16 protein-coding genes and 1 pseudogene are annotated in these 21,854 nt (G+C 61.4%); 13 read left to right on the top strand and 4 right to left on the bottom strand.

What is annotated here, in order from left to right; all coding sequences use genetic code 11:
• Nucleotides 1–118 precede the first annotated feature (118 nt).
• The 10 genes and pseudogenes from ACODTW_RS27535 to speB form a co-directional block, all read left to right on the top strand.
• Nucleotides 119–271: pseudogene (locus ACODTW_RS27535) on the top strand (IS3 family transposase); the annotation flags it as partial.
• A 152-nt stretch (nucleotides 272–423) separates the two neighbouring features.
• Nucleotides 424–2,598 carry a TonB-dependent receptor gene (locus ACODTW_RS27530; RefSeq protein WP_488949390.1) on the top strand — a complete coding sequence of 725 codons (2,175 nt, stop codon included), beginning with the start codon at nucleotides 424–426 and terminating at the stop codon, nucleotides 2,596–2,598.
• A gap of 92 nt (nucleotides 2,599–2,690) precedes the next feature.
• Nucleotides 2,691–3,881: an alpha/beta fold hydrolase gene (locus ACODTW_RS27525; protein ID WP_488949389.1), complete on the top strand. Its 1,191-nt coding sequence runs from the start codon at nucleotides 2,691–2,693 to the stop codon at nucleotides 3,879–3,881.
• A 59-nt stretch (nucleotides 3,882–3,940) separates the two neighbouring features.
• On the top strand, nucleotides 3,941–5,356 hold the full coding sequence (locus ACODTW_RS27520) for a M20/M25/M40 family metallo-hydrolase (RefSeq protein WP_488949388.1): 1,416 nt from the start codon (nucleotides 3,941–3,943) through the stop codon (nucleotides 5,354–5,356).
• 74 nt (nucleotides 5,357–5,430) lie between these two features.
• Nucleotides 5,431–6,108 carry a glutathione S-transferase family protein gene (locus tag ACODTW_RS27515; protein ID WP_488949387.1) on the top strand — a complete coding sequence of 226 codons (678 nt, stop codon included), beginning with the start codon at nucleotides 5,431–5,433 and terminating at the stop codon, nucleotides 6,106–6,108.
• 19 nt (nucleotides 6,109–6,127) lie between these two features.
• The gene (locus ACODTW_RS27510; protein WP_488949386.1) at nucleotides 6,128–7,180 is read left to right on the top strand and encodes a Leu/Phe/Val dehydrogenase; all 1,053 of its coding nucleotides are present in this window, start codon (nucleotides 6,128–6,130) and stop codon (nucleotides 7,178–7,180) included.
• Between the two features lie 78 nt (nucleotides 7,181–7,258).
• Nucleotides 7,259–7,924 (top strand): Crp/Fnr family transcriptional regulator, encoded by a 666-nt coding sequence (locus tag ACODTW_RS27505; protein ID WP_488949385.1) that lies wholly within the window; start codon nucleotides 7,259–7,261, stop codon nucleotides 7,922–7,924.
• A 167-nt stretch (nucleotides 7,925–8,091) separates the two neighbouring features.
• A complete protein-coding gene (locus ACODTW_RS27500; RefSeq protein ID WP_488949391.1) occupies nucleotides 8,092–11,559 on the top strand; it encodes an indolepyruvate ferredoxin oxidoreductase family protein in 3,468 nt (1,155 codons plus the stop codon).
• Entirely contained in the window at nucleotides 11,556–12,908 is a 1,353-nt protein-coding gene (locus ACODTW_RS27495; protein ID WP_488949384.1) for an MFS transporter, read from the top strand. The genes ACODTW_RS27500 and ACODTW_RS27495 overlap by 4 nt, the downstream gene beginning before the upstream one ends.
• Nucleotides 12,905–13,873, top strand: a complete 969-nt coding sequence (gene speB / locus ACODTW_RS27490) for an agmatinase (protein WP_488949383.1) — start codon at nucleotides 12,905–12,907, stop codon at nucleotides 13,871–13,873. The genes ACODTW_RS27495 and speB overlap by 4 nt, the downstream gene beginning before the upstream one ends.
• Nucleotides 13,874–13,910: 37 nt before the next feature.
• On the opposite strand, the gene ACODTW_RS27485 is transcribed toward speB, so the two are convergent.
• The 3 genes from ACODTW_RS27485 to ACODTW_RS27475 all read right to left on the bottom strand — a co-directional run bounded on the left by ACODTW_RS27485 (nucleotide 13,911) and on the right by ACODTW_RS27475 (nucleotide 18,313).
• On the bottom strand, nucleotides 13,911–14,153 hold the full coding sequence (locus ACODTW_RS27485; RefSeq protein WP_488949382.1) for a hypothetical protein: 243 nt from the start codon (nucleotides 14,151–14,153) through the stop codon (nucleotides 13,911–13,913).
• 81 nt (nucleotides 14,154–14,234) lie between these two features.
• The gene (locus tag ACODTW_RS27480) at nucleotides 14,235–17,264 is read right to left on the bottom strand and encodes an efflux RND transporter permease subunit (protein WP_488949381.1); all 3,030 of its coding nucleotides are present in this window, start codon (nucleotides 17,262–17,264) and stop codon (nucleotides 14,235–14,237) included.
• Between the two features lie 2 nt (nucleotides 17,265–17,266).
• Entirely contained in the window at nucleotides 17,267–18,313 is a 1,047-nt protein-coding gene (locus ACODTW_RS27475; protein ID WP_488949379.1) for an efflux RND transporter periplasmic adaptor subunit, read from the bottom strand.
• A 129-nt stretch (nucleotides 18,314–18,442) separates the two neighbouring features.
• On the opposite strand from ACODTW_RS27475, the gene ACODTW_RS27470 reads away from it, so the two are divergent.
• From ACODTW_RS27470 to ACODTW_RS27460, 3 genes are all read left to right on the top strand, one after another.
• Complete coding sequence (locus tag ACODTW_RS27470) at nucleotides 18,443–19,150, top strand: response regulator (protein ID WP_488949377.1); 708 nt, start codon at nucleotides 18,443–18,445, stop codon at nucleotides 19,148–19,150.
• 5 nt (nucleotides 19,151–19,155) lie between these two features.
• Nucleotides 19,156–20,214 (top strand): ATP-binding protein, encoded by a 1,059-nt coding sequence (locus ACODTW_RS27465; RefSeq protein WP_488949376.1) that lies wholly within the window; start codon nucleotides 19,156–19,158, stop codon nucleotides 20,212–20,214.
• 188 nt (nucleotides 20,215–20,402) lie between these two features.
• Nucleotides 20,403–20,975, top strand: a complete 573-nt coding sequence (locus tag ACODTW_RS27460; protein WP_488949374.1) for a recombinase family protein — start codon at nucleotides 20,403–20,405, stop codon at nucleotides 20,973–20,975.
• Nucleotides 20,976–20,990: 15 nt separating this feature from the next.
• On the opposite strand, the gene ACODTW_RS27455 is transcribed toward ACODTW_RS27460, so the two are convergent.
• Nucleotides 20,991–21,854 (bottom strand): hypothetical protein (locus tag ACODTW_RS27455; RefSeq protein WP_488949373.1); only part of this gene is annotated, 864 nt, incomplete at its 5' end.

Here is a 21,854-nt window from a genome sequence, read left to right as displayed (position 1 = left end):
AGCCGGAGAGCGCGATGACAACGCCGCTCCTACACCACGCACGGGGACGTGATCGTCTCACGAGCGGTACATAAAACTCACGTTCGTGTCGGTACCCCCATAGGGGCTGACCGCGGACAACCAATATACCAGCGAGCAATTCCAGCGCCTGACGTCGGACAATGGCGTCACCTGCTCGATGAGCCGATCTGGCAATGTCTGGGACAACGCGGCCATGGAAGGCTTCTTCTCCTCGCCCAAGACCGAGCGGGTAAGCAAGAAGACATACCGGAAAGGGTGCAGGCAGGGCAATTTGCAGCAGGCTAAAATCAGTCACACCGTCCCCAACCTGTTTCCCAATTTATTCGGACATTGTCGTCGACTTGACAGAGTTCATGGTCTGAGACAGTGCCAATTATTCAAATAATGTTACAGGGGGCCGCGATGACGACAATGAGCCGAGCTAAATTTCTCACTGCAATCACCTGCATTGCACCTATTGCCACACAATCCTATGCCCAGGCGTCGCTGCCTGCACCTGGTGAGATTTTGGAAGAAATCGTCGTTACCGCAACCCGCCGCTCAGAGGCAATCCAAAATGTCCCTTTGAGCATACAGGTCATGAAGGGTGACGATCTAAACAAACAGGGAGCAATCAATTTCGCTGACTACGCCCGGACGCTCGCCGGTGTATCGTTCCAAGATGACGGGCCCGGCCGGGCACAGATTTTCATGCGCGGCGTTTCGACTGGCGGAGACGTCGACACGGGCAAGGAATCGACGGTCGGTGTGTATTTCGATGAGACGCCTGTCAGTGAAGGGTCATCACAGCCGGATCTGAAGCTTTTCGATATCACCAGAGTGGAGGTGTTGCGCGGCCCTCAGGGTACTCTTTACGGCAGCGGCTCGCTCGGCGGCACGATCAGAATCGTCACCAATCAGCCCGATGCCCGTCGGAGCGAAGGCCATGCCGAGTTGACCGGCTCTGTGACGGACGGCGGCGGCGCGAATGGCGCAGCGAATGCCTGGGTCAACATCGCGCTCGCGGAGAACACGGCGGCGCGTGCCGTTGCTTATACCCTCCACAATTCCGGATTTCTTGACAATGGCCTGACCGGCGAGAAGAACATCAACGACGAAACGACCTATGGCGGCCGCCTAGCGGTCAAGCATCAGTTCTCCGATACTGTAGATGTCGTCCTCACCGGGATATACCAACATAGCCACAGCGGATCGTATAACCGCGTCACCGACAATTACCCCCAGTTGACCAAGGATCAGAGCGAGCCTGAGCCGTTCGCCGACAGGATTGGCTCCATCAACCTCAAGGTGGAGGCTGATCTGGGATTTGCCGGGCTGACGTCGGCGACATCCTATTTCGACCGCAAGCGCGTATTTGAGAACGACATCGACTATTTCCTGGAAGCGGCCGTTGGAATTCCCGAAGGCAGGTCTCTCCTCTCCTACAAAGCCGAAGCCGTGACTCAGGAACTTCGTCTGGTATCGAAGACGGACGGGCCGTTCGATTGGCTGGTGGGTGGCTTCTTCGTGAAGCGCAACGACGATTACTCCCAGACGATAAACGATCGGGCGGCTCCCGCGGCCGCCATACCTGAGGATAACCTTTTCTACGCAACCACCGACGGCGAAGTTCGACAGAACTCCGGCTTTGCCGAATTAAGCTATAAGCCCATTGCGGACCTTAAGCTCACCGGAGGCCTGCGCATTGCCCACACGGTGCGGGATGCGGACGCGGTCAAGGCGGGGCTGTTCTTCGGAGGTGTCAGCGACCGCGAAACCGGCCGGTTCAGCGGTACCGCAACAACGCCGAAATTCAACATTTCATATAGCGCCGATCCCCAGTTGCTGGTCTATGCGCAGGCCAGCAAGGGTTTCCGGATCGGCGGTACCAATCCCGGCCTGCCGCCCTGCATCGAATGCGTCGTACAGTTGCAATCCCAGTTCAAATCCGACAAGCTTTGGAACTACGAGGTCGGTGTGAAATCAGAACCCCTTGGCGAGGGCCTTCTGACACTCAATGCTTCGCTCTTCTGGATTGACTGGAAGGATATCCAGCTCAGTGTCAGCCGCGAGGACGGCTTTACCGGCTTTGCCAATGCAGGCCGCGCCCGCAGCCGTGGCCTGGAAGTCGAAGCGAACGTCCGGCTCTCCCGGAATCTCCACTTCGGCACACAGGTTACCTATACCGATGCTGAATTGAGGTCACTAGCCCCCGGTCTTGAAGCCTTTGCCACCATCGGCGAGCAGTTGCCCCAGGTTCCACACTGGTCGAGTTCAGGCTACGCGGAATGGGGCATCGATATGGAAGCCGATGGACGCTTTTACCTGCGTGGCGACCTGCAATATCAGGGGCCACGGACCAATATCCTCGGACCGACCGCGGCACCGCTCAACGACTATGCAATTGCGAATGTGAGGATCGGCTTCGAGCAGCCCGGCTGGCAGGTGGCCGCCTTCATTTCCAATCTCACCAACAGCCGCGCCCAGCTCGGCCGGGACATTTTGTACGGTGCGAGAAACGGCAACCCGATCATGCTCGACCGCTACACAGTGAGCACACCGCGGATATTCGGCGTGACGGTTTCATCGGACTTCTAGGATGTCTTTTGAAAGCGCCGATGCTCAACCGGGCAAGATTTGAGATCCACCCGACACATCAACAAATATCGAGTGGACCTGGGAGCACTTCCATGACCGCAGACCCCTTTCAGACTTGGCCAGACGGTCATCATTCCCGCCGTTGGAGCAGAGCCATTTGTCGAGTGGCGATATTGTTTGCCTGCGTCTTCGCCACGGCCGCCATTCCCGCGTCGGGGCAGGGGGCGGACGATGCCGAAAAAATCGATAGGGCCCGTGCCCAGGCAATCGTCAGCAGCTTGCGGCACATCACCAGCGACACCGGGACCGAAGAATTGAAATCCGTCCGGATCGGCGGCGTTGATCAGTGGATCTCCGTCCGCGGCCGTGACCGTGCCAACCCGATCCTGTTGTTCATTCATGGTGGTCCGGCTGTGCCGGAGATGCCGGCCAGTTGGTTCTACCAAAGTCCCTGGGAAGATTATTTCACCGTTGTCCAGTGGGATCAGCGCGGAGCGGGCAAGACCATGGCCTCTTCGGATCCGGAAACGCTGGCCCAGAGCCTCAGCATCGACCGCATGGTTGGCGACGCGGAAGAACTGGTCGCCCACCTCCGCACGACCTATGGAAAGCGCAAGATATTCGTCCTGGGCCATAGCTGGGGCACGATTATCGGTGTGCGTCTGGCCGTGCGCCATCCGGATTGGCTCCACGCCTATATCGGCATGGGCCAGGCAGTGGATTTCGATGAAAATGAACGGCTCGGGACCGAGTTCGCGCTGCAACAGGCGCTGGCGAAAGGGAACCGGCAAGCGGAGGAAGAACTGCGCGCCATCATGCCCTATCCAGACAAGGGGCAGCCCCTATCCGTTGAGAAGATTCTGGTGCAGCGCAAGTGGCTGACCCTTTTCGGTGGCATGACATGGAACCGCCCCGACCTGTCCTTTCAGGAGGATGCCGCCCTTCTTTCGCCCGACTATGCACCGCGGGATCTTGCCGCGAAGGACTTCGCAGGCATTACCGCGATTGCGGTCTTGCCGGAAGTGGCGAAACTGAAATCGTCAGACATCACCCGGCTTGATTGCCCCATCTTCTTGCTGGCCGGCGAGCATGATCATGCCACCTCCAGTATTCTTGCGGAACGCTGGTTATCGACCCTGCAAGCACCCATGAAACGGCTGATCCACTTCAAGGGGGTCGCCCACGAAATTCAGTTCGAGGCGCCTGGCAGGCTGTTCTTCCATCTGGTCCGCGATGTCCGACCCCTGGCTGTGCAGGCCGGTGATGGGGCAAGTGCCGATTGATGCCACGCCTGCCGCCGATCCGGCTGTCTCCCCCCCAATTTTCCACGGAGCCTTCCGACGTGTTTGACCGCGGCCAGATATGGAAATCGACCGGCCTCTTGCTGGCATTGGCCCTTTCCACAACCAGGGCCGCCATTGCGGCACCTGTGGATCTGTCAGCCGATCAGCGTGACGCACGGGCCATCCTGTCGGCACTTGTTGCAACCGATACGAGTGCCGAAAAGGGAACCATGCAGGCGGCAACCCTGCTGCGCGCCCATTTCCTGCAAGCCGGATTTCCAGCCGCCGATCTGACCTTGCTGGTGCATCCCGCCCGGACCTATCAGGCCAGCCTTGTCGTCAGGTTGCGCGGGGATGGCTCAGAAAAGCCGCTGGTTTATCTGGGCCATCTTGATGTTGTCCCAGTGCATAACGAAGACTGGATGCTGCCCCCCTTCCAATTGACCGAAAGGGATGGCTGGTTCTATGGCCGTGGTGTTCTTGACATGAAGGGGGAGATCGCCAATCTGGCCGCCGCGATGCTTCGCTTGAAACGCGAGGGGTTCCGGCCATCCGGGGACATTATTGCGATTTTCAGCCCGGATGAGGAAGCCGGTGGTGGCGATGGTATCGGCTGGTTAGCGGAGACACAGGCGACGCTGTTGGATGCCCGGCTGGTGCTCAACCCCGATGCGCCCATTGCGATCGAACAGGCTGGTCAGCGTTCCTATTACGGTGTCCAGACGAGTGAAAAGCACTATGTCACGTTCGAAATCGAAGCCACCAATCCAGGTGGACACAGTTCACAGCCGCGCGCCGACAACGCGATCTATACACTGACCGCCGGCCTGAACAGGCTTGCAGTCTATCGCTTTCCAACCCGGATGACACAAACCGTGCGCGCCTATTATCAGGCGATGGCTGGCATTGTGGCACCGGATCAGCAGGAGGAACTGCGGGCCGTCGCGCGCGGCGATATTACCGCTGCCGACCGGTTGTCACGCCATCCGGCTGACAATGCACAATTGCGCACAACCTGTGTTGCGACGATGATCACGGCCGGGCACGCCGAAAATGCCCTGCCCCAGCGGGCCACAGCGACAGTTCAATGTCGTATGTTGCCGGGCGAAGCCGTGGAAGATGTCGAACACCATCTGAAACAGGCCCTGGACGAGCCCGGCCTTACCCTTCGCATCGCCAAGGCTTTCCGTCCAAGTCCGGAATCCGTTCCGACCAAGGCGATCATGGACAAGATCAAAGGCGTGATCGGCTCTCTTTGGCCGGGGCTGCACGTTGTGCCGATGATGGACGCAGGGGGGTCGGATTCCGTCTATTCGCGGTCCATGGGCGTGGACACTTTCGGCCTGCCATCAATCTTCGTCGATCAGGATGACATCCGTGCCCATGGGAAAGACGAACGTATCGGGGTCAGGGAATTCTATGACGGCACGGAATTGGCCTATCGGATGATGAAAGCCTTTGGGCAAGGATCATAGGACCAACCGAACGGAAACCCCGCGCAGACCAACCATAAGATCACGGTCCTATTTCAATGAAGGGCGGCAGTCCAATGATCATCTATACATGTGAGGGTTCGCGGGGATTGCGGGTCAGTTGGGCGGCCGCCGAACTGGGCCGCACCCTTGATTACCGGATGATGGCCTTTCCACCGCGTCTGCACCATCCGGACTATCTTGCAGAAAATGTACTGGGCACCGTGCCGCTGCTGGTCGATGGCGACGTCCGGCTGACGGAAAGCACAGCCATCGCGCATTATCTGGCGGTGAAAAGCGCCCCCAATACGCTGATCGTCCAGCCTTGTGAGCCGGATTACGGCTATTTCCTGGACTTTCTGCACCATGCCGATGCCACACTGACCTTCCCGCAGACAGTGTATCTCCGCTTCGCCGTCCTGGAGCGACATCGCGGATTGTCCGACGCGGGCAAGACCTATGGCCGCTGGTTCGCGGCGCGACTGGCACGGATCGAGCAACGGTTGGCCGGGCGGGAGTTCCTGTGTGCCGGGCGGTTCACCATCGCGGATATCGCTATCTGCTATGCGCTGTGGCTGGCGCAGCGCTTGCGGCTCGATGAGGCGTTCGGCCCCAATGTGACCGCTTATCTGCAACGCCATACCAGCCGTCCGGCCTTCCAATTGGCGGTTGACCGTGAACGGGAGGCCGGAAAGGGATTGTCACCGTCTATCCGGGAGCTTTTCGATGGGCTTCAACCAAGCATCAACGCATGATAATGGGAGACTGAAGGACATGGATGTCTGGGATTCGCCGGAATTCGACGATCACGAACAGGTGTGCCTGTTCGTCGATCCGCAAGTCGGATTGAAATGCGTTGTATCCATCCATTCGACGAAACGGGGTCCCGCCTGCGGCGGCACTCGCTTCAAGAATTATGAGACCGATCGGCACGCGCTGGACGATGCGCTGCGGCTATCACGGGCCATGTCGTATAAGTCGGCGTTGGCTGGCCTGCCGATCGGGGGTGGCAAGGCTGTCATCATCGGCGATCCAGAACGGATCAAAAGCCGCGACCTGCTGCACGCCTATGGCCGGTTCATCAACCGCATCGGAAAGACCTTTGCAACCGGCGAAGATGTCGGTATGAGCGTCGCCGACGTGGAAACCATCGCCGAGGTCAGCCCCTATATGGCCGGTACCTCTGCCAATTCCGGTGACCCTTCAATTCCGACGGCCAAGGGTGTCGTTCACGGTTTGCGCGCTGTTGTGAATTGGCAATTCAAACAGCAGGGCTTCCACCAGATGCGCGTTGCCATCCAGGGCCTTGGTGCCGTCGGCTGGAAGGTGGCTGAGCAACTGCACGCCGAAGGCGCGGCCCTGACCGTTGGCGATGTCCGTGAGAATGTCGTTGCCGCCGCCGTCGCCCGGTTCGGCGCGAAAGCCGCATCGACGGCGGATATCCACCGGCAAGATGTCGATCTGTTTGCGCCTTGCGCGCTGGGTGGCGTCATAACAGAAACGTCGGCCTTGGAAATCAAGGCGAAGGCCGTCGCCGGCGCCGCCAATAACCAGCTTTCCAGCCCGGCCGCCGGACAAATTCTCGCCGAACGCGGCATCCTGTTCGCCCCGGACTATGTGCTTAATGCCGGCGGCATCATCAGTGGCGCACAGGCGCTGAGCACCATTCCGGGGCGGGAGAAAATTGCAATGCCCCGGATCGATGAAAGCCTGGCCGCCATCCATGATCGCCTGATGATGATCTTCTCGCGAGCCGCGTCGGAAGGCAAAACCCCGGAGACCAGTGCAGAAGAAATGGCGAGAGAGATGATTGGACGATGTACCTAGCCGGATGGATCAGTACCCGGCTATGGACGATCATGGCTCATCTTGTTCATACTCGGCACTATGGATGAGAAGCATTCAATGTTTGATTTCCTGCAGTGGATGGACGCGGACGTTAGCGAGGCCTATCGTGCCGCAGTCCGCGTTCGCAAATATGCTGCCGGCCAAGTCATCTATTTACAGGGGGATACCGGCACGGAAATGTTCCGCCTGCTCTCCGGTTCGGTGCGGATGGCAGTGAACCGACCCGATGGCCGGGAGGTCGTCTATATCATCTTCAAGCCGGGGGACTGCTTCGGCGACAGCAGTTTGGTAGACGAGGATTTGCGGCCGCAAACTGCGGAGGCATTAACAGAAGTCAATCTGGAAGTCCTGGATCTGGCAAACTTCAAGCGCCTGCGTGCGCAGTTTCGCAATTTCGACGATGCCTTGCTGAAACTGCTGGCCCGGCAGATGCGGTTCATCAGCATGCATTATGCGGATGTCAATCTCAGTCCGCTTGCAGCCAGATTGGCCGGTCGTATCGTCAATGCGGTGCAATCCGCCCGTTCTTCACGGACATATGCCACACATTTTGTAGTGCCGCTGTCGCAGTCAGAATTGGCCGCGATGGTGGGCACCTCCCGCCAGTCAGTCAACAAGGTGCTGCAATCCTTCCAAGCCGAAGGATTGCTGCGCATCGAATATGGCAATCTGAAGGTCCTTGACCTTGATCGCCTACGCGACCGGGCTGCCCATGCCCAATAAAGTATTTATATATGCCAATATAAGGAAACAATAATATCTCCCATCTTCATAGTCAACCAGTATTAATTAAAAGACATTGGATGAGACTGTCATCAATTTGACAGAGAAATCCTTATGCACCGCAGATATTTGCGCTCTGCCGATCACTGGAGCCCAAATTGTCCCCGATGCACATCTCTGGCAACGCTATCGCGCCTATCACGCTCGACGATAAATGGACCGTCGAGAAGGGGCGTATCCTGATCAACGGCAACCAGGCCATCGCCCGTGTTCTGCTTGATCAGGCACGGATTGATCGACGCCGCGGCATTGCCAGTGCTGGCTTCATAACCGGCTATCGCGGCTCGCCGTTGGGAAATCTGGATTCCACGTTATGGTCGATCGACAAACGACTGATCGAACACGACATCCGTTTCCTGCCGGGCGTGAATGAGGATCTGGCCGCAACGGCCGTGCGTGGAACACAGCAGCTCGACTTCGTGCCAGGTGCCAAGCGGGCGGGTGTGTTCGCCGCTTGGTATGGCAAGGGCCCAGGCGTTGACCGGTCGCTGGATGCCCTTAAGCACGGGAACCTTGCGGGCACCCATCAAAGCGGCGGCGTGCTGGTGTTTTATGGCGATGATCATGGGGGTAAATCATCGACCGTGGCCCATCACAGTGAACAGGCCATGGCGTCCGCGCTCATTCCCTCTCTTTACCCGGCGCATGCCGGTGAGATCATCGAATATGGCCTGCTGGGCTATGCCCTTTCCCGGCTGAGCGGCTCCTGGGTTGGCATCAAGTGCGTCAACGAGGTCGTCGAGCAGACAGCCACCGTTGATATCGATCTGTCGGGCTTCGCCCCGACCCTGCCGACACCGCCGGTACTGCCATCCGGTGGCCTTCATATCCGACGAGCAGCCTTCGACCCGCTGCACGATGAGTTGATTGCCACCGACTATCGCCTCCCCCTGGTTCGCCAATTCGTGCGCGCCAACCGGCTCGATCGGGTGATATTCAAGGCACCGCTCCCCAGACTGGGCCTGATCGTGGCGGGCAAGAGCTATGGCGACACGCGCTCAGCGCTGGTGATGCTGGGTCTCAGCGACGAAAAGGCACAGAGCCTTGGAATCTCCCTCTACAAGGTAGGATGTATCTGGCCCCTCGAACCGGACGGTCTGCTGGATTTCGCCCGGGGGCACGAAACGCTGTTCGTCATTGAGGAAAAGAAGAGTTTCATAGAGCTCCAGGCTGCCGGCATCCTGGTCAACCAAGCGATCCGCCCCCTGTTGTTGGGAAAGCAGGACGAAGTCGGTAAACCCTTGCTGTCGTCGGCATTGCCACTCGATCCGGTAATGATCGCCCTGGCCATCGCCGTTCGTCTGGCAACCCTGGGCTTGGTTGATAAGGCATTGCAGCAGGCCGCAGCAGCGCTTCGCCAACGCCAGGAATCGCGAACCGGGTCCAAATCCCCAGGCGTCCGCAGCCCCTATTTCTGTTCGGGCTGCCCTCACAGCCGATCAACACGCGTGCCGGACGGCAGTCTCAGCATGACCGGGATCGGCTGTCATACGATGGCCGGTTTCGCCCGACCATCCGAAGCGCTGCTGCCGACCCATATGGGAGGCGAGGGTGCAAACTGGATAGGGCTCGCCCCCTTCACGGATACACCGCACATTTTCCAGAACATGGGCGATGGCACCTATTTTCATTCCGGGCTGCTGGCCATCCGGGCGGCAATCGCGGCGGGCGTCAATATAACCTACAAAATTCTCTACAATGATGCGGTCGCCATGACTGGCGGGCAACCCCTGGATGGTGCCCTGTCGGTGGCGGCAATCGCCAATCAGGTGCGGCATGAAGGGGTGCGGACCATCGTGATTGTCAGCGACGAGCCCGATAGATATCGGGCGGTGTCGGAGTTACCCGACGGCACCCGCGTCTGGCACCGGGATAATCTCGACCAGGTTCAGTGCGACCTGCGGCAGGTGCCCGGGTGCACGGTGCTGATCTATGAACAGACCTGTGCCGCCGAGAAGCGGCGCCGCCGCAAGCGTGGGCATTATCCGGATCCGCTGCGGCGGCTCCACATCGCCCAATCCGTCTGCGAGGGATGCGGCGACTGCTCGGTGCAGTCGACCTGCGTCAGCCTTGTTCCCGTTGAGACCGAATTCGGTACGAAGCGGCAGATCGATCAGGCGAGCTGCAACAAGGATTTCAGTTGTCTCAACGGTTTCTGCCCCAGCTTCATCACCGTGGAGGGCGCCGAACCGCGAAAGGAAACGGTCAGACGGAGATATGGGCCGTCCACCAACCTGCCGGATGCCCCGCGCGCGCCTTTGGGCCAGACCAGCTACAATCTGATGATCGCCGGGATCGGTGGCACCGGCGTGGTCACGGTTGGCGCTATCCTGGGCATGGCCGCCCATCTTGACGGGCTGGCGGTGTCATTGTTCGACATGACCGGCCTGGCACAAAAGAACGGCGCCGTTTACAGCCACGTGCGCATCGCCGTACGGCCAGAGATGCTGCACGCCCAGCGCTTGGCCGGCGATGACGCCGATTTATTGCTCGGCTTCGACCTTGTCGCCGCCACTGCGGCGGAAGCCGCCAGCACGTTGCGACACGGTCGGTCCCGCGCGATCGTCAATTCGGATGTGCAGCCCACCGCCGCTTTCCAGTTCGACCGCGACAGCCGTATCAGCGCACCACCCTTTACAGCCAGGCTGCAACAGCATCTGTCACAAGATGCGCTTATCGGCGTAGAGGCTGCGTCACTTGCGCAAACCCTGTTGAGCGACGCGATCGGCGCGAATTTCTTCCTGGTGGGGGTGGCAATCCAGAGCGGTCTCCTGCCGATCGGAAGCACTGCGATCGAACAGGCCATTCGGCTGAATGGTGTAGCCGTCCATCTCAATCTGAGCGCGCTGGCGCTCGGGCGCCTCTATATTGCGGACAGGTCGGCCTTCGACGCCTTGCTGCCGGCGAAGGCCCCGCCGGTTGTCCAAACACCCGAAAGCATCGTGGAGCGGTTCGCGGAGCATTTGGCGGCCTATCAGGACCCAGCTTATGCGAGACGTTACCGCGAGCGCGTCGCACAGGTACAGGCGGCGGAGCGGCAAATGGGAATGCACGGTCTGGCGGCCGCCGTGGCCCGCAACTATGCCAAGCTGCTAGCCTACAAGGATGAGTACGAAGTGGCGCGGTTGCTGTCTCATCCGGATCTGCTGGCAGAGTTGAAGGCCAGGTTCGATGGGAAGCTCAGGCTCAGTTTCAATCTCGCGCCGCCCATGTTTGCGGGCACCACCGCTGGTCGGCCACGCAAGCGACGCTATCCGGTTCACCTAGCCCTGCCCATATTCCGACTGCTGGCGCAGTTCAGGCGATGGCGCGGAACGCCATTCGATCCCTTCGGCTACACCGCAGAGCGACGGGCCGAACGCGCCCTCATCACCGAATACGAAAATACAATCGACACGGTCGTCGAAAAATTGGGCGCTGCCAATCACGCGCTGGCCATCGACCTTCTAGCACTGCCCGACACCATCCGCGGCTACGGACCGGTGAAGTTGGCAGCAATCGACGGCTACCAGAAAGCCCGGGAGGTTGCTTTGCGGAAATTCCTCGACAATTGTCCAAAAGGGGCCGCGGCATGACCACCATGATTTCCCCAAATATGGAGAGGTCGAACGCCGCTCTGCGTCGCGCGGCTGCGGCGGGGTTTCTCGGAACCTTCGTTGAATGGTTCGACTATGCCTGTTACGGCTATTTGGCGGTGATCTTCGCCACAATCTTCTTTCCACAGGAAGATGGGCGGGCCGGGCTGATCTCCACCTATGCCATATTCGCCTTGTCATTCGTGGTTCGGCCCATCGGCGGGGTCATTTGGGGGCATGCCGGCGACCGGATCGGCCGCAAATCGACCTTGTCACTCTCCATCCTTGTCATGTCCGTCGCCACCGCGGTGATCGCCTTCCTGCCAACCTATGCCATGGCCGGTTTCGCTGCCCCGCTCTTGTTGCTTGGCACGCGATTGGTTCAGGGTTTCGCAGCTTCGGGAGAATATGCCGGTGCCGCTTCTTTCCTTTCCGAATATGCCCCACCGGAACGGCGGGGACTGTTCACTTGCCTGGTCCCCGCCGGCGAGGCGGCCGGCCTTTTGGCCTCGTCGCTTCTCGTCGCCGTGCTGCATTTCCTGCTCTCCGACGCGCAACTGCTGGCATGGGGCTGGCGGCTTCCCTTTCTGCTTGCTCTGCCCTTCGGCTGCCTGGGTCTGTTTATCCGCGCGCGGCTGCAGGAAACGCCACAATTCAGGGACCTGGAACGCGGCCAGGAGGTGGCAAACGTACCGGTCAGGGAACTGCTGACCCATCATCGGCCACAATTGCTGACCGCCTTCGGGGGCACGATGATCAATGCGGTCGGCTTCTATATCCTGCTGGGCTACATGCCGGTCTATCTGACCGCTGAACTCGGCCTCAGCGACAAGGTGGCCTTTGCCGGCTCTTCCATTGCACTGGCCTTCTATCTCGGCGGTATCTTCCTCATGGGCCTGCTATCGGACCGCCAGGGCCGACGGCGGATTTTGATCGCATGCTCTCTGTCCTTCACGATCCTGACGGTTCCCGTATTCCTGCTCATCGGGCATGTCTCACCGGATTTAACAGATAATTCAGGGGTGGCCGGCACGATCGCGGGCTGGAGTATCCTGGCTGTCTGTTTGGCGATGAACGGCGGAACCCTGCCGACCTATCTATGCGAGCTTTTTCCGGCCCGGGTCCGGTTCTCTGGATTTGCGGTCAGCTTCAACGCCGCGAACGCGCTGTTCGGTGGCAGCGCCCCGCTCATCTGCACCTGGTTGATCGGAGCAACAGGCAGCAAGCTGGCGCCAGCCTGGTACCTGATACTTGCATCGCAAATCACCCTTATCGCAGTCATCTGGGGACGCGCCGCCAGTTCCGTGACCATCCCAACATCCTCCCGTAATCCGGAGCAATCACCATGAGCGGCCACACCTATGAAGGGGGCAGACTGAATCTGCCCTTCGTCGGTATCTGCACTTTCGGCAAAAGCCCCTATATTGAGGATTGGTCGCGTATCAACGCGGATATTGCGATCCTTGGTGCACCATTCGATGCCGGTACCCAATATCGGGCCGGTGCCCGCTTTGGTCCACGGTCGGTGCGCGAGGCATCCACCTTGTTCAGCTTTGGCCATGCCGGTGCCTATGATCATGAAGATGATCGGGTCTATCTGGGACCCGATATTCGCATGGTCGATGTCGGCGACGCCGACATCGTGCATACCGATACGGCCCGAAGCCACGCGAATATCCGCAAGGGCGTGGAGGCCATTCTCGCCGCCGGTGCCCTGCCGGTCGTGATAGGTGGCGACCATTCCATCAATATCCCCTGCATCGATGCCTATGAAGGACGTAAGCCCTTCCACGTCCTTCATATCGACGCCCATCTCGATTTCGTGGACGAACGTCACGGTGTGCGTTTCGGCCATGGAAACCCATTGCGGCGGGCCGCCGAAAAATCCTATGTCACCGGGCTGACCCAGGTTGGTATCCGTAACGTATCCTCCACGTCACGGGATGGCTATGACGAAGCCCGGGCGATGGGGTCCGACATTATCTCGGTACGCCAGATGCGGGCACTTGGTGCCAAGGGCGTGATCTCCCGCATCCCCAAAGGGTTGCCGGTCTATGTGACATTGGATATCGACGCCTTTTGTCCCTCCATTGCCCCCGGTACGGGAACACCAAGCCATGGTGGCTTCCTTTACTATGAAGTCCTGGAGATGTTGCAGCATGTGGCGTACCATCATGAGATCGTGGGCATGGACCTCGTTGAGGTTGCTCCCGATTATGACCCGACCGGCAGTACGTCGATCCTCGCTGCGCAGATTCTTTTGAACTTCCTGGGTATGGTGTACGCGACACGCAGGATTTCTGGCTCATCGTAGTGACCGAAGGGAACGCAGATGAGGCAGAAATCCTCCCTTACGCAATCAGCCACTTCTGTCCCAAAGGGCCTGACGGCGGACACGCCAGATCGATGAGCCGCAAAAGGCGCTGATCCTGGAACAGTTGCGCGCGGGTCAGCCCGGCAGCACTTGCTTCCGGCGTTGCAGGTTCCGGATCGACAAAGGTGGCTGGAACAGACGCTGCCGGCGTTGCCGGCGGCGGCAGCGGGGCACAGGCCGACAGGGTCAGCAGGAGCGGGAACAGGATGGAAAAGCGCATGGGCTTGGTCCTTGCCCCGACGACAACACCGTCGGGGCCGTGGGGAGAGGCCGTGGAGATTGAGGGCAGATTCGCACCCGGTCAGAGCAGGCGCCGGAGCCGGGGCAACAGCCAGTCCTCAACATCGCGGACATAGTCGAATAGCACCGGCACGAAGATGAGGCTGAGCGCTGTGGACGATATCAGCCCGCCGATCACCGCGATCGCCATCGGAGCCCGGAAGGCCGTATCCAGGCCCAGCCCCAGGGCAATGGGCAGCATGCCCGCCAGCATGGCCAGCGACGTCATGATGATCGGCCGGGCCCGGATGGTGCAGGCCTCGACGATGGCCACGCGCCGGGCTGTACCGCCGCGGATGCTCTCCACCATGTAATCAATGAGCAGGATCGAGTTCTTGTCGGCGATGCCCATCAGCATCAGGATCCCGATCGCCGCCGGCATATTGAGGTCGGTTCCGGTCAATAGCAGGGCCAGGAAGGCCCCGCCGATGGACAGCGGCAGCGCGGCCATGCGGGTCAAGGGCTGTATCCAGTCCTTATAAAGCAAGACCTGGATCGCATAGACCATCATCAGCCCCGACCCGATGGCGGTCAGGAAGCGGGAGAACAGGTCGCCCATCTCCTCCACATCGCCGGTGTCGCGGACCTCGATTTCCTTTGAAAGCGCGCGCATGGAGGGAAGGTTGCGGATCGCCGCCATCGCATCGCCCAGGGGCAGTCCGTCGAGATTGGCCTCTACCGCGATCTTGCGGCGGCGGTCATAACGCTCGATGGTGGACGGGCCGGAACCGAAGCGGATATCGGCCACGGTGCCCAGCGTGACGGAGCCCCCCGATATTGTGGGCAGGCGCAATTCCCGAATGGTGTCCAGAGAGGTGGCGGGACCTGCGGCCAGCCGCGCGCGGATCGACAGGCGCCGTCCGTCACGGTTGAGCTTGGCCAGATTGCTGTCCGTGTCGCCAATGGTGGCGATATTCACAGCATCGCTCAGCGCCTGCATGGTGACGCCCAACTGCGCGGCCTTGGCAAAATCGGGGACGATCAGGATTTCCGGCTGGGCCGCGGGCATGGTGCTGCCAACGGCGTTGATGCCGGCGATGTGGCGCATGTCGCGTTCGATGGCGATGGCGGCTTCTTCCAGGGCCGTCACATTCTCGCTGGTCAGCGCGATGCTGATATCCTTCATGCCCATGGAATTGGCGAATTTTACGCGGGCGTCTGGCACGGCCGCCAGTTCCGGCAGGACCCGGCTTTCAAAGTCGCGCTGGCTGAGGTCGCGTGCCTTGGGCGGCACCAACTTGATGTCCAGGGTGGCGATATTCACGCCCAGATCGCTGCCGGACCGGGTCAGAACATATTGCACTTCGGGGTGCTTCTTCAGCATGCCGGCCACACGTTGTGCCACCGCATCGGTCTGTGCCAGGGTGGCACCGCGGGGCAGTTCGATGGTCAGGCTGGATTGCGAATAATCCTCGTAAGGCAGATAGCCGGTCGACAGAAACGGCATCATGCCGAATGACAAAACGAGGCTGAGGGCGGCGATGCCCAGCGTTTTGGCGCGATTATCCAGCGTCCATTCGACCAGACGGCGGTACCGCGCGGTCCATACGCCTGCCGCTTCGGCATTGTGCGCCGGCGGTTTCAAGCAATAGGCAGCAATCAGCGGCGTCAGCAGTCGCGCCACGACCAGCGAAAAAAACGCGGCCACGGCTACCGTCACACCAAATTCCATGAAGAACTGGCCCGATGTGCCGCCCATGAAGCTGACGGGCAGGAACACGGCGCAGATCACCGCCGTCGTCGCCACCACCGCCAGTCCGATCTCGTCAGCGGCGATCATCGCCGCGTCATAGGGCCTTTTCCCCGATGCCATATGGCGATGGATATTCTCGATTTCGACGATGGCATCATCGACCAGCACACCGGTGACCAGCGATATCGCCATCAGGCTGACGAAGTTCAGCGAGTAGCCCAGCAGGTGGATGACCAGGAAGGTGGGGATGATCGACAGGGGGATGGTCAGCGCCGCCAGCACCGTCGCCCGGCCGTCGCGCAGGAACAGGAAGACGACCAGGATGGTCAGCGCCGCCCCTTCGACGAAGGCCGACAACGTTGAATCGTAGCTGGTCTGCGTGAAGTCGACGAGCGAGAAGATCTCGGTGAAGGTGATGGCCGGATTGGCAGCCTGCAGCTCCGCCACCGCTGCCTTGATGGCGGCACCGGTGGAAATCTCGCTGGCCCCTTTCGCGCGCTGCACGGAGAAAGTGACAGCCGGCTTGCCGTCGATGGTCGTAATCGAACGTGCCTCCACCCCGCCGTCGGTCACTTCGGCGATATCGCCCAGCCGGACGGCCCGGCCGCCGCCAAGCGCAATCCAGGTGTCGCGCAAAGCCTCCACCGACGGTGCCCCGCCGAGCGTCCGCAAGCTGTACTCCCTGCCCGCCTGAACCAGGCGCCCGCCGGGAAAGTCGGCGCTGGTCTGGGCCAGTTGGCGGCTGATATCGGCGGCGGTCACGGCGAAGGCCGACAGTCGTGCGGGATCAAGGGTGACCGTGATCTCATGGGTGACGCCACCATGACGTGTCACCTTAGCCACGCCCGGAACCGCCAGCAGGCGGCGGCTGACAGTATCGTCGATATGCCACGCCAAATCCTCCGGCCGCATATCCGTGGCGGCGACGCTGTAGGCAAGCAGGGCGCCCCCGTCCCCCTCCTCCCGCCGGACCTGCGGTTCCTGGATGGTGCGCGGCAACTGGTCCCGAAGGCCGGCGACAGCATCGCGCACGTCATTCGTGGCGCGGTCGAAATCCGTCCCCAGATGGAATTCGACACTCGTTGTGGAAACCCCTTCGGAGATGGTCGAAATGATGTGCTTCACCCCCCGCAACCCGGCCAGGGCCCCTTCGACGCTGCGGGTGATCTGGGTTTCCATCTCGCTTGGTGCCGCGCCGGGCTGGCTGATCGTGACGCTGACCGCCGGCACGATAATGTTGGGCATGTTGTTGATGGGGAGTTTCGAGAAAGCGACCAGCCCGGCGATGGTCAGGGCCAGGAACAGGACGATCGGCGGGATGGGATTACGGATGGCCCAGGTGGAGACCGGCATCGACATGATCAGCGGCCCTCCACCAGCTGCACGATATCGCCAGACCGGACCAGCGATCCGGCACGGGTGACGACGGGCAGTTCAGGTGTCACCCCGGCGACCAGCGCCAGTTCATCCTTCTGGGCCAGCAGGGTGACCGGGTGGCGGGCGATCCGGCCTTCGGCCTCGACCGTCCAGACAAAGGGGCCGGCGGCATCACGCTGGATGGCCGTGGCCGGGACGGCCAGGGCCGTCACCATGGTCAGGGCGATGTCGCCATGGACAAAGCTGGCGATCTTCAAATCCGGCCTGTCGGGGATCGATACCCGGACCGGGAAGGCACGGTCGGATGCGTCGATGCGGGGTGACACCAGCCGCACTGTGCCTGTCAGCGGTTCCGGCAGGCCCGCGATGGACAGGGTGACGGCCGCCATCGGCGACACACGATTGGCCGCACCCTCCGGAACCCGCAGTTCCGCCTCGATCTCGCCATTGCGGGCGATGCGGAACAGGGGGTCGCTGCTGTTCACCAGCCCGCCGGCTTTGGCCTGGCGCTCAAACACGGTCCCGCCTTCGGGTGCCATGACGATAGTGCGCCGTTCGGCCAGCCTTGCTTCTTCCAGCCGAGCCTGGGCCACGTCCATGGCGCTTTTCTTTTCGGTGACCAGGCCGAGGCTGACGGCCCCGGTATCCTTGATGGAATCGACGCGGGCGAATTCGTCCCGGGCCTTGGCGTATTCGGCCGCCATCTGCGCGACCTGCAATCGGACGCTTTCGGCGTCAAGCACGGCCAGCCTGTCGCCCTTGCGGACGCGGTCGCCGATATCGGCCGACAGGTGTCGGATGCGGGCATTGGCAATCTCTGCTACAATCGTGACTTCTTCGCGCGGGACCAGTGTTCCGGTCACCGCCAAATGCTCCACCACGCGCTCCTGCCGGGGCCGCGTGACCGTCACGGTCAGGATGCCGCCGGGCGTGGCCGCCGGTTCGGGCGCCGGCTCCTCTCGTGAAAAGGAGATGGCGGCATAGGCCAATGCCCCCAATGCCGCCGCTGCAAGAAAGATCGTCCGCTTCATGTTTCTGCAATCTCTGCTCAAAGGCGCGACGCCTGGCGCCGGCCATCCCTCGCCTTGCTCGCAAAGAGCGATTGCGTTTGCGCCGAGGGTGTGTGGAGATTTGATGGAGATCGATAGAAACGGACGGTGATGGTGGAAGAGCGAGCACTGGTGCTGATCGCGGAGGACGAGCCCGACATTGCCGACATCCTGACCGCCTATCTGGAACGGGCGGAGATCCGCGTCGTCCGGGCGGAGGATGGGCGGCGCGCGCTGGACCTTCACCTGTCGTTGAACCCCGATTTACTGCTGCTGGACGTGCAGATGCCGCGTCTGGACGGCTGGCAGGTGCTGGCTGAGATTCGCCATCGCAGCGACACCCCCGTGATCATGCTGACCGCCCTGGATCAGGATATCGACAAGCTGATGGGCCTGCGCATCGGCGCCGACGATTATGTCGTGAAGCCCTTCAATCCGGCGGAGGTTGTGGCGCGGGTGAAGGCTGTGCTGCGCCGGCGGAGTGGAGAGGGCTGGGCCGCATCGCGCCGTGTCCTTCGCTTCGGCGCCCTGACCATCGATCTGGAGGGGCATCAAGCGGCCGTGGCGGGCAAGGATGGGGGCGAGACGGCGCTTGACCTGACCTTGACCGAATTCCGTCTGTTGGCCCACCTGGCCCGGACGCCGAAACGGGTGTTCAGCCGTGGTGAGCTTCTGGAAACCTGCCTGCCGGAAGGCGAGGCACTGGAACGCACGGTCGACAGCCACTTGAGCAAGCTGCGCAAAAAGCTGGAAGCGCAGGGAGTGGCCGGCGTGCCCACGAACGTGCGGGGCGTCGGTTATCGCCTGGGGGGAGCGTGACGTCGATGTCCGAGTGGCAAAAGGGGTCCGGCCTGCGCCGCCAGATCGTCCTGTCGATGACGATTCTGGCGTTCGTGGTGACCTTGCTGGTGATCTGCGGATCCTATGTGTTCTACGCCGTATTCCTGACCTACTCCCCGGACAGCATTTCCGAAGATCTCGTCCCAGCCCCAGCGGAACTCACCTGGATGGCCGTGACGATGCTCGCGGCGCTGGTGCTGGCGATGGGCGTCGCGGTCAAGCTGGCCCAGCGAATTCTGGCGCCCCTCAACTCCGTTGCCGATAACCTGCGACGGGTGGCGGAGGGTGATCTTTCCGCCCGTGCAACCGCCGACGACCAGTCGATGGGCGAAGCGACGCGCCTTGTCTCCGACTTCAACAATCTCGCCGAACGTCTGGAACGCATGGCCCGGGACCGCGCGTTCTGGAATGCCGCGATTGCCCATGAACTGCGAACCCCGGTGACGGTGCTGCGCGGCCGTCTTCAGGGGCTGGCAGAGGGGGTGTTCCAGCCGACCCCTCAACTGCTTTCGGGAATGCTGAGCCAAGTGGAGGGCCTTTCCCGGCTGATCGAGGATCTGCGCGTGCTCAGCCTGGACGAAAGCGGCCGCCTGATGGTTCAATTGGAGCAGTGCGAGCTCGCCGCCGAGATCCGGTCCACGGTGCATGCCTTTGAACCGACCTTGCGCGCCGCGGGTTTCACGCTTTCCCTGGAACTGGACGAAATCGAAGCGATCTGCGATCCGGTACGGATGCGGCAGGCCCTGCTGGCGTTGCTGGACAACGCCGTCCATCATGCAACCCCCGGCCCGTTGCGCGTCCGCTTGTTCGAAAGCGTCGGTATGGCTCACCTTCAGGTCGAGGATACTGGGCCGGGAATTCCCGACGGATCAACCGAGCGCGTGTTTGAAGCGTTCCATCGCGGTCAGGACCATAGATCCGGTCGGGGCAGCGGCTTGGGTTTGGCCGTGGTGAAAGCGGTAGCGCGGGCGCACGGAGGTGACGCAACGTGCCGTGCCTCAGGTGCGGGGGGAACGGCTTTCGAATTGGTTTGGCCCGCATGAAGAGACGATCCTGCTTGAGTGACCTTGCCTAGGTTTTCAGGTCCTTTGCTACTCAGCCCCCGATAAGGAGGGTGGCCGTCAAAGGGCCCTTTGACGGCCACTGTCCAACTTGTCCGCCTATCTCCATTTACAATGACTTTCCGGACACATAGATTAACGGACAAGTTTACGGACAAGGGCGGACCACGATGGCCGAAATCGGATATGCCCGCGTCTCCACCAGCGAACAGGACCTCGCCCTCCAACTCGACGCCCTCGCCAAAGCCGGCTGCACCCGGGTCTTTAAGGACAAGGCCTCCGGTGCCAGGACCGACCGGCCCGGCCTGACAACCGCCTTGGCCTTTCTGCGGGAGGGAGATGTTCTTGTCGTCTGGAAGCTGGACCGGCTCGGCCGTTCGCTCCCCCATCTGATCGAGACGGTCACGACGCTGGAAGCACGGGGTATCGGCTTCCGGTCGCTGACGGAAGCCATCGACACCACCACGCCCGGCGGCCGCCTGATCTTTCACATCTTCGGAGCGTTGGGGCAGTTCGAACGCGACCTGATCCGGGAACGGACCCGCGCCGGCCTGGATGCCGCCATCGCCCGTGGGCGACGCGGTGGCCGCAAGCCCGTGGTCACCGACGACAAGCTGCGACGGGCGATGGCCTTGATCGCCCAGGGACTGACGGTTCGGGAGGCGGCCGCCAGGATCAAGGTTGGGAAGACCGCCCTCTACGCAGCCATGGACAAGGTTTCTGATGCCGAAACAGCTGACTGAAAGCCGCTGTTCGCCCTACGTTCGCGCAAACCGGACAATATGATCACTTTCGTGTCCGGACCCCTCATAGGTGAAGCTCATCGCCACCGTCGGCGCCGTGCCGCTCACGCCCGTGGGCGGACGCGGCAGGGTGACGTCGGCCGAGAGCTTGCGGCCGGCTGTGTCGTAGGTGTGGGTGCGCAGTGTCGTCACCCCCGCCTTCTCCGCCACCACCCGGCCCAATATGTCCAGCCCATAGCTGGTCACGGCCAAGCCGGGGCGGGTGATGCTGACCGGCCGGTTCAACGCATCGTAAGCCGTCGTGCTGACCGTCCCGTCCCGCTGCGTGAAGCGCGTGCGGTTGTCGTTGACGTCGTAGGCGTAACTCTCCGCCTTGCCATCCGGGTAGGACAGGATCGACAACCGCCCGAACCCATCATAGGCATGGGCCAGCACATTGCCGCGCGGGTCGGTGATGGTGCGGACCTGATCATCGTCATAATAGGCATAGGTGGCGCTGTCCTGGACCAGATCGGTCCCCACCGCCGACCGCTCGATCCGCTTGCGCCCGGCAATGTCATAGACCAGCTCCGACACCCGCGTGCGCCCCGTCTCCCACGGGGCCGTCACCCGGATCGACCGGTCCAGCGGGTCATAGTCGGTGACCGTGACCCGGCCCAGCGGGTCGGTCACGCTCCGGGGCTGGTCGGTGGCCGTGTACAGCGTCGAGGACACCGCATAGGGCACGCCCGGCATGTCCGACGACCGCTTCTCCTCCCGAACCCGGCCGACATCGTCATAGACCCAGTCCGTCCGCGACAGGATCGTCTGGGCATAGAGTGTGAGAGACCGTCCCAAACCTGGGGGGAGGATGGTAAGTCGCTTCCGGACGGCGACGGT

The organism is Niveispirillum sp. FG148 (assembly GCF_057809655.1).
The sequence above is the reverse complement of the archived record's forward strand: the minus strand, read 5'-3'. Positions and strand labels throughout refer to the sequence as shown.

Bases quoted from the DNA above. Each gene is read 5' to 3' on its own strand.
- ACODTW_RS27530 (WP_488949390.1), top strand. From the start codon at position 424: ATGACGACAATGAGCCGAGCTAAATTTCTCACTGCAATCACCTGCATT.
- ACODTW_RS27525 (WP_488949389.1), top strand. From the start codon at position 2,691: ATGACCGCAGACCCCTTTCAGACTTGGCCAGACGGTCATCATTCCCGC.
- ACODTW_RS27515 (WP_488949387.1), top strand. From the start codon at position 5,431: ATGATCATCTATACATGTGAGGGTTCGCGGGGATTGCGGGTCAGTTGG.
- ACODTW_RS27510 (WP_488949386.1), top strand. From the start codon at position 6,128: ATGGATGTCTGGGATTCGCCGGAATTCGACGATCACGAACAGGTGTGC.
- ACODTW_RS27505 (WP_488949385.1), top strand. From the start codon at position 7,259: ATGTTTGATTTCCTGCAGTGGATGGACGCGGACGTTAGCGAGGCCTAT.
- ACODTW_RS27500 (WP_488949391.1), top strand. From the start codon at position 8,092: ATGCACATCTCTGGCAACGCTATCGCGCCTATCACGCTCGACGATAAA.
- ACODTW_RS27495 (WP_488949384.1), top strand. From the start codon at position 11,556: ATGACCACCATGATTTCCCCAAATATGGAGAGGTCGAACGCCGCTCTG.
- speB (WP_488949383.1), top strand. From the start codon at position 12,905: ATGAGCGGCCACACCTATGAAGGGGGCAGACTGAATCTGCCCTTCGTC.
- ACODTW_RS27485 (WP_488949382.1), bottom strand. From the start codon at position 14,153: ATGCGCTTTTCCATCCTGTTCCCGCTCCTGCTGACCCTGTCGGCCTGT.
- ACODTW_RS27480 (WP_488949381.1), bottom strand. From the start codon at position 17,264: ATGTCGATGCCGGTCTCCACCTGGGCCATCCGTAATCCCATCCCGCCG.
- ACODTW_RS27475 (WP_488949379.1), bottom strand. From the start codon at position 18,313: ATGAAGCGGACGATCTTTCTTGCAGCGGCGGCATTGGGGGCATTGGCC.
- ACODTW_RS27470 (WP_488949377.1), top strand. From the start codon at position 18,443: ATGGTGGAAGAGCGAGCACTGGTGCTGATCGCGGAGGACGAGCCCGAC.
- ACODTW_RS27465 (WP_488949376.1), top strand. From the start codon at position 19,156: ATGTCCGAGTGGCAAAAGGGGTCCGGCCTGCGCCGCCAGATCGTCCTG.
- ACODTW_RS27460 (WP_488949374.1), top strand. From the start codon at position 20,403: ATGGCCGAAATCGGATATGCCCGCGTCTCCACCAGCGAACAGGACCTC.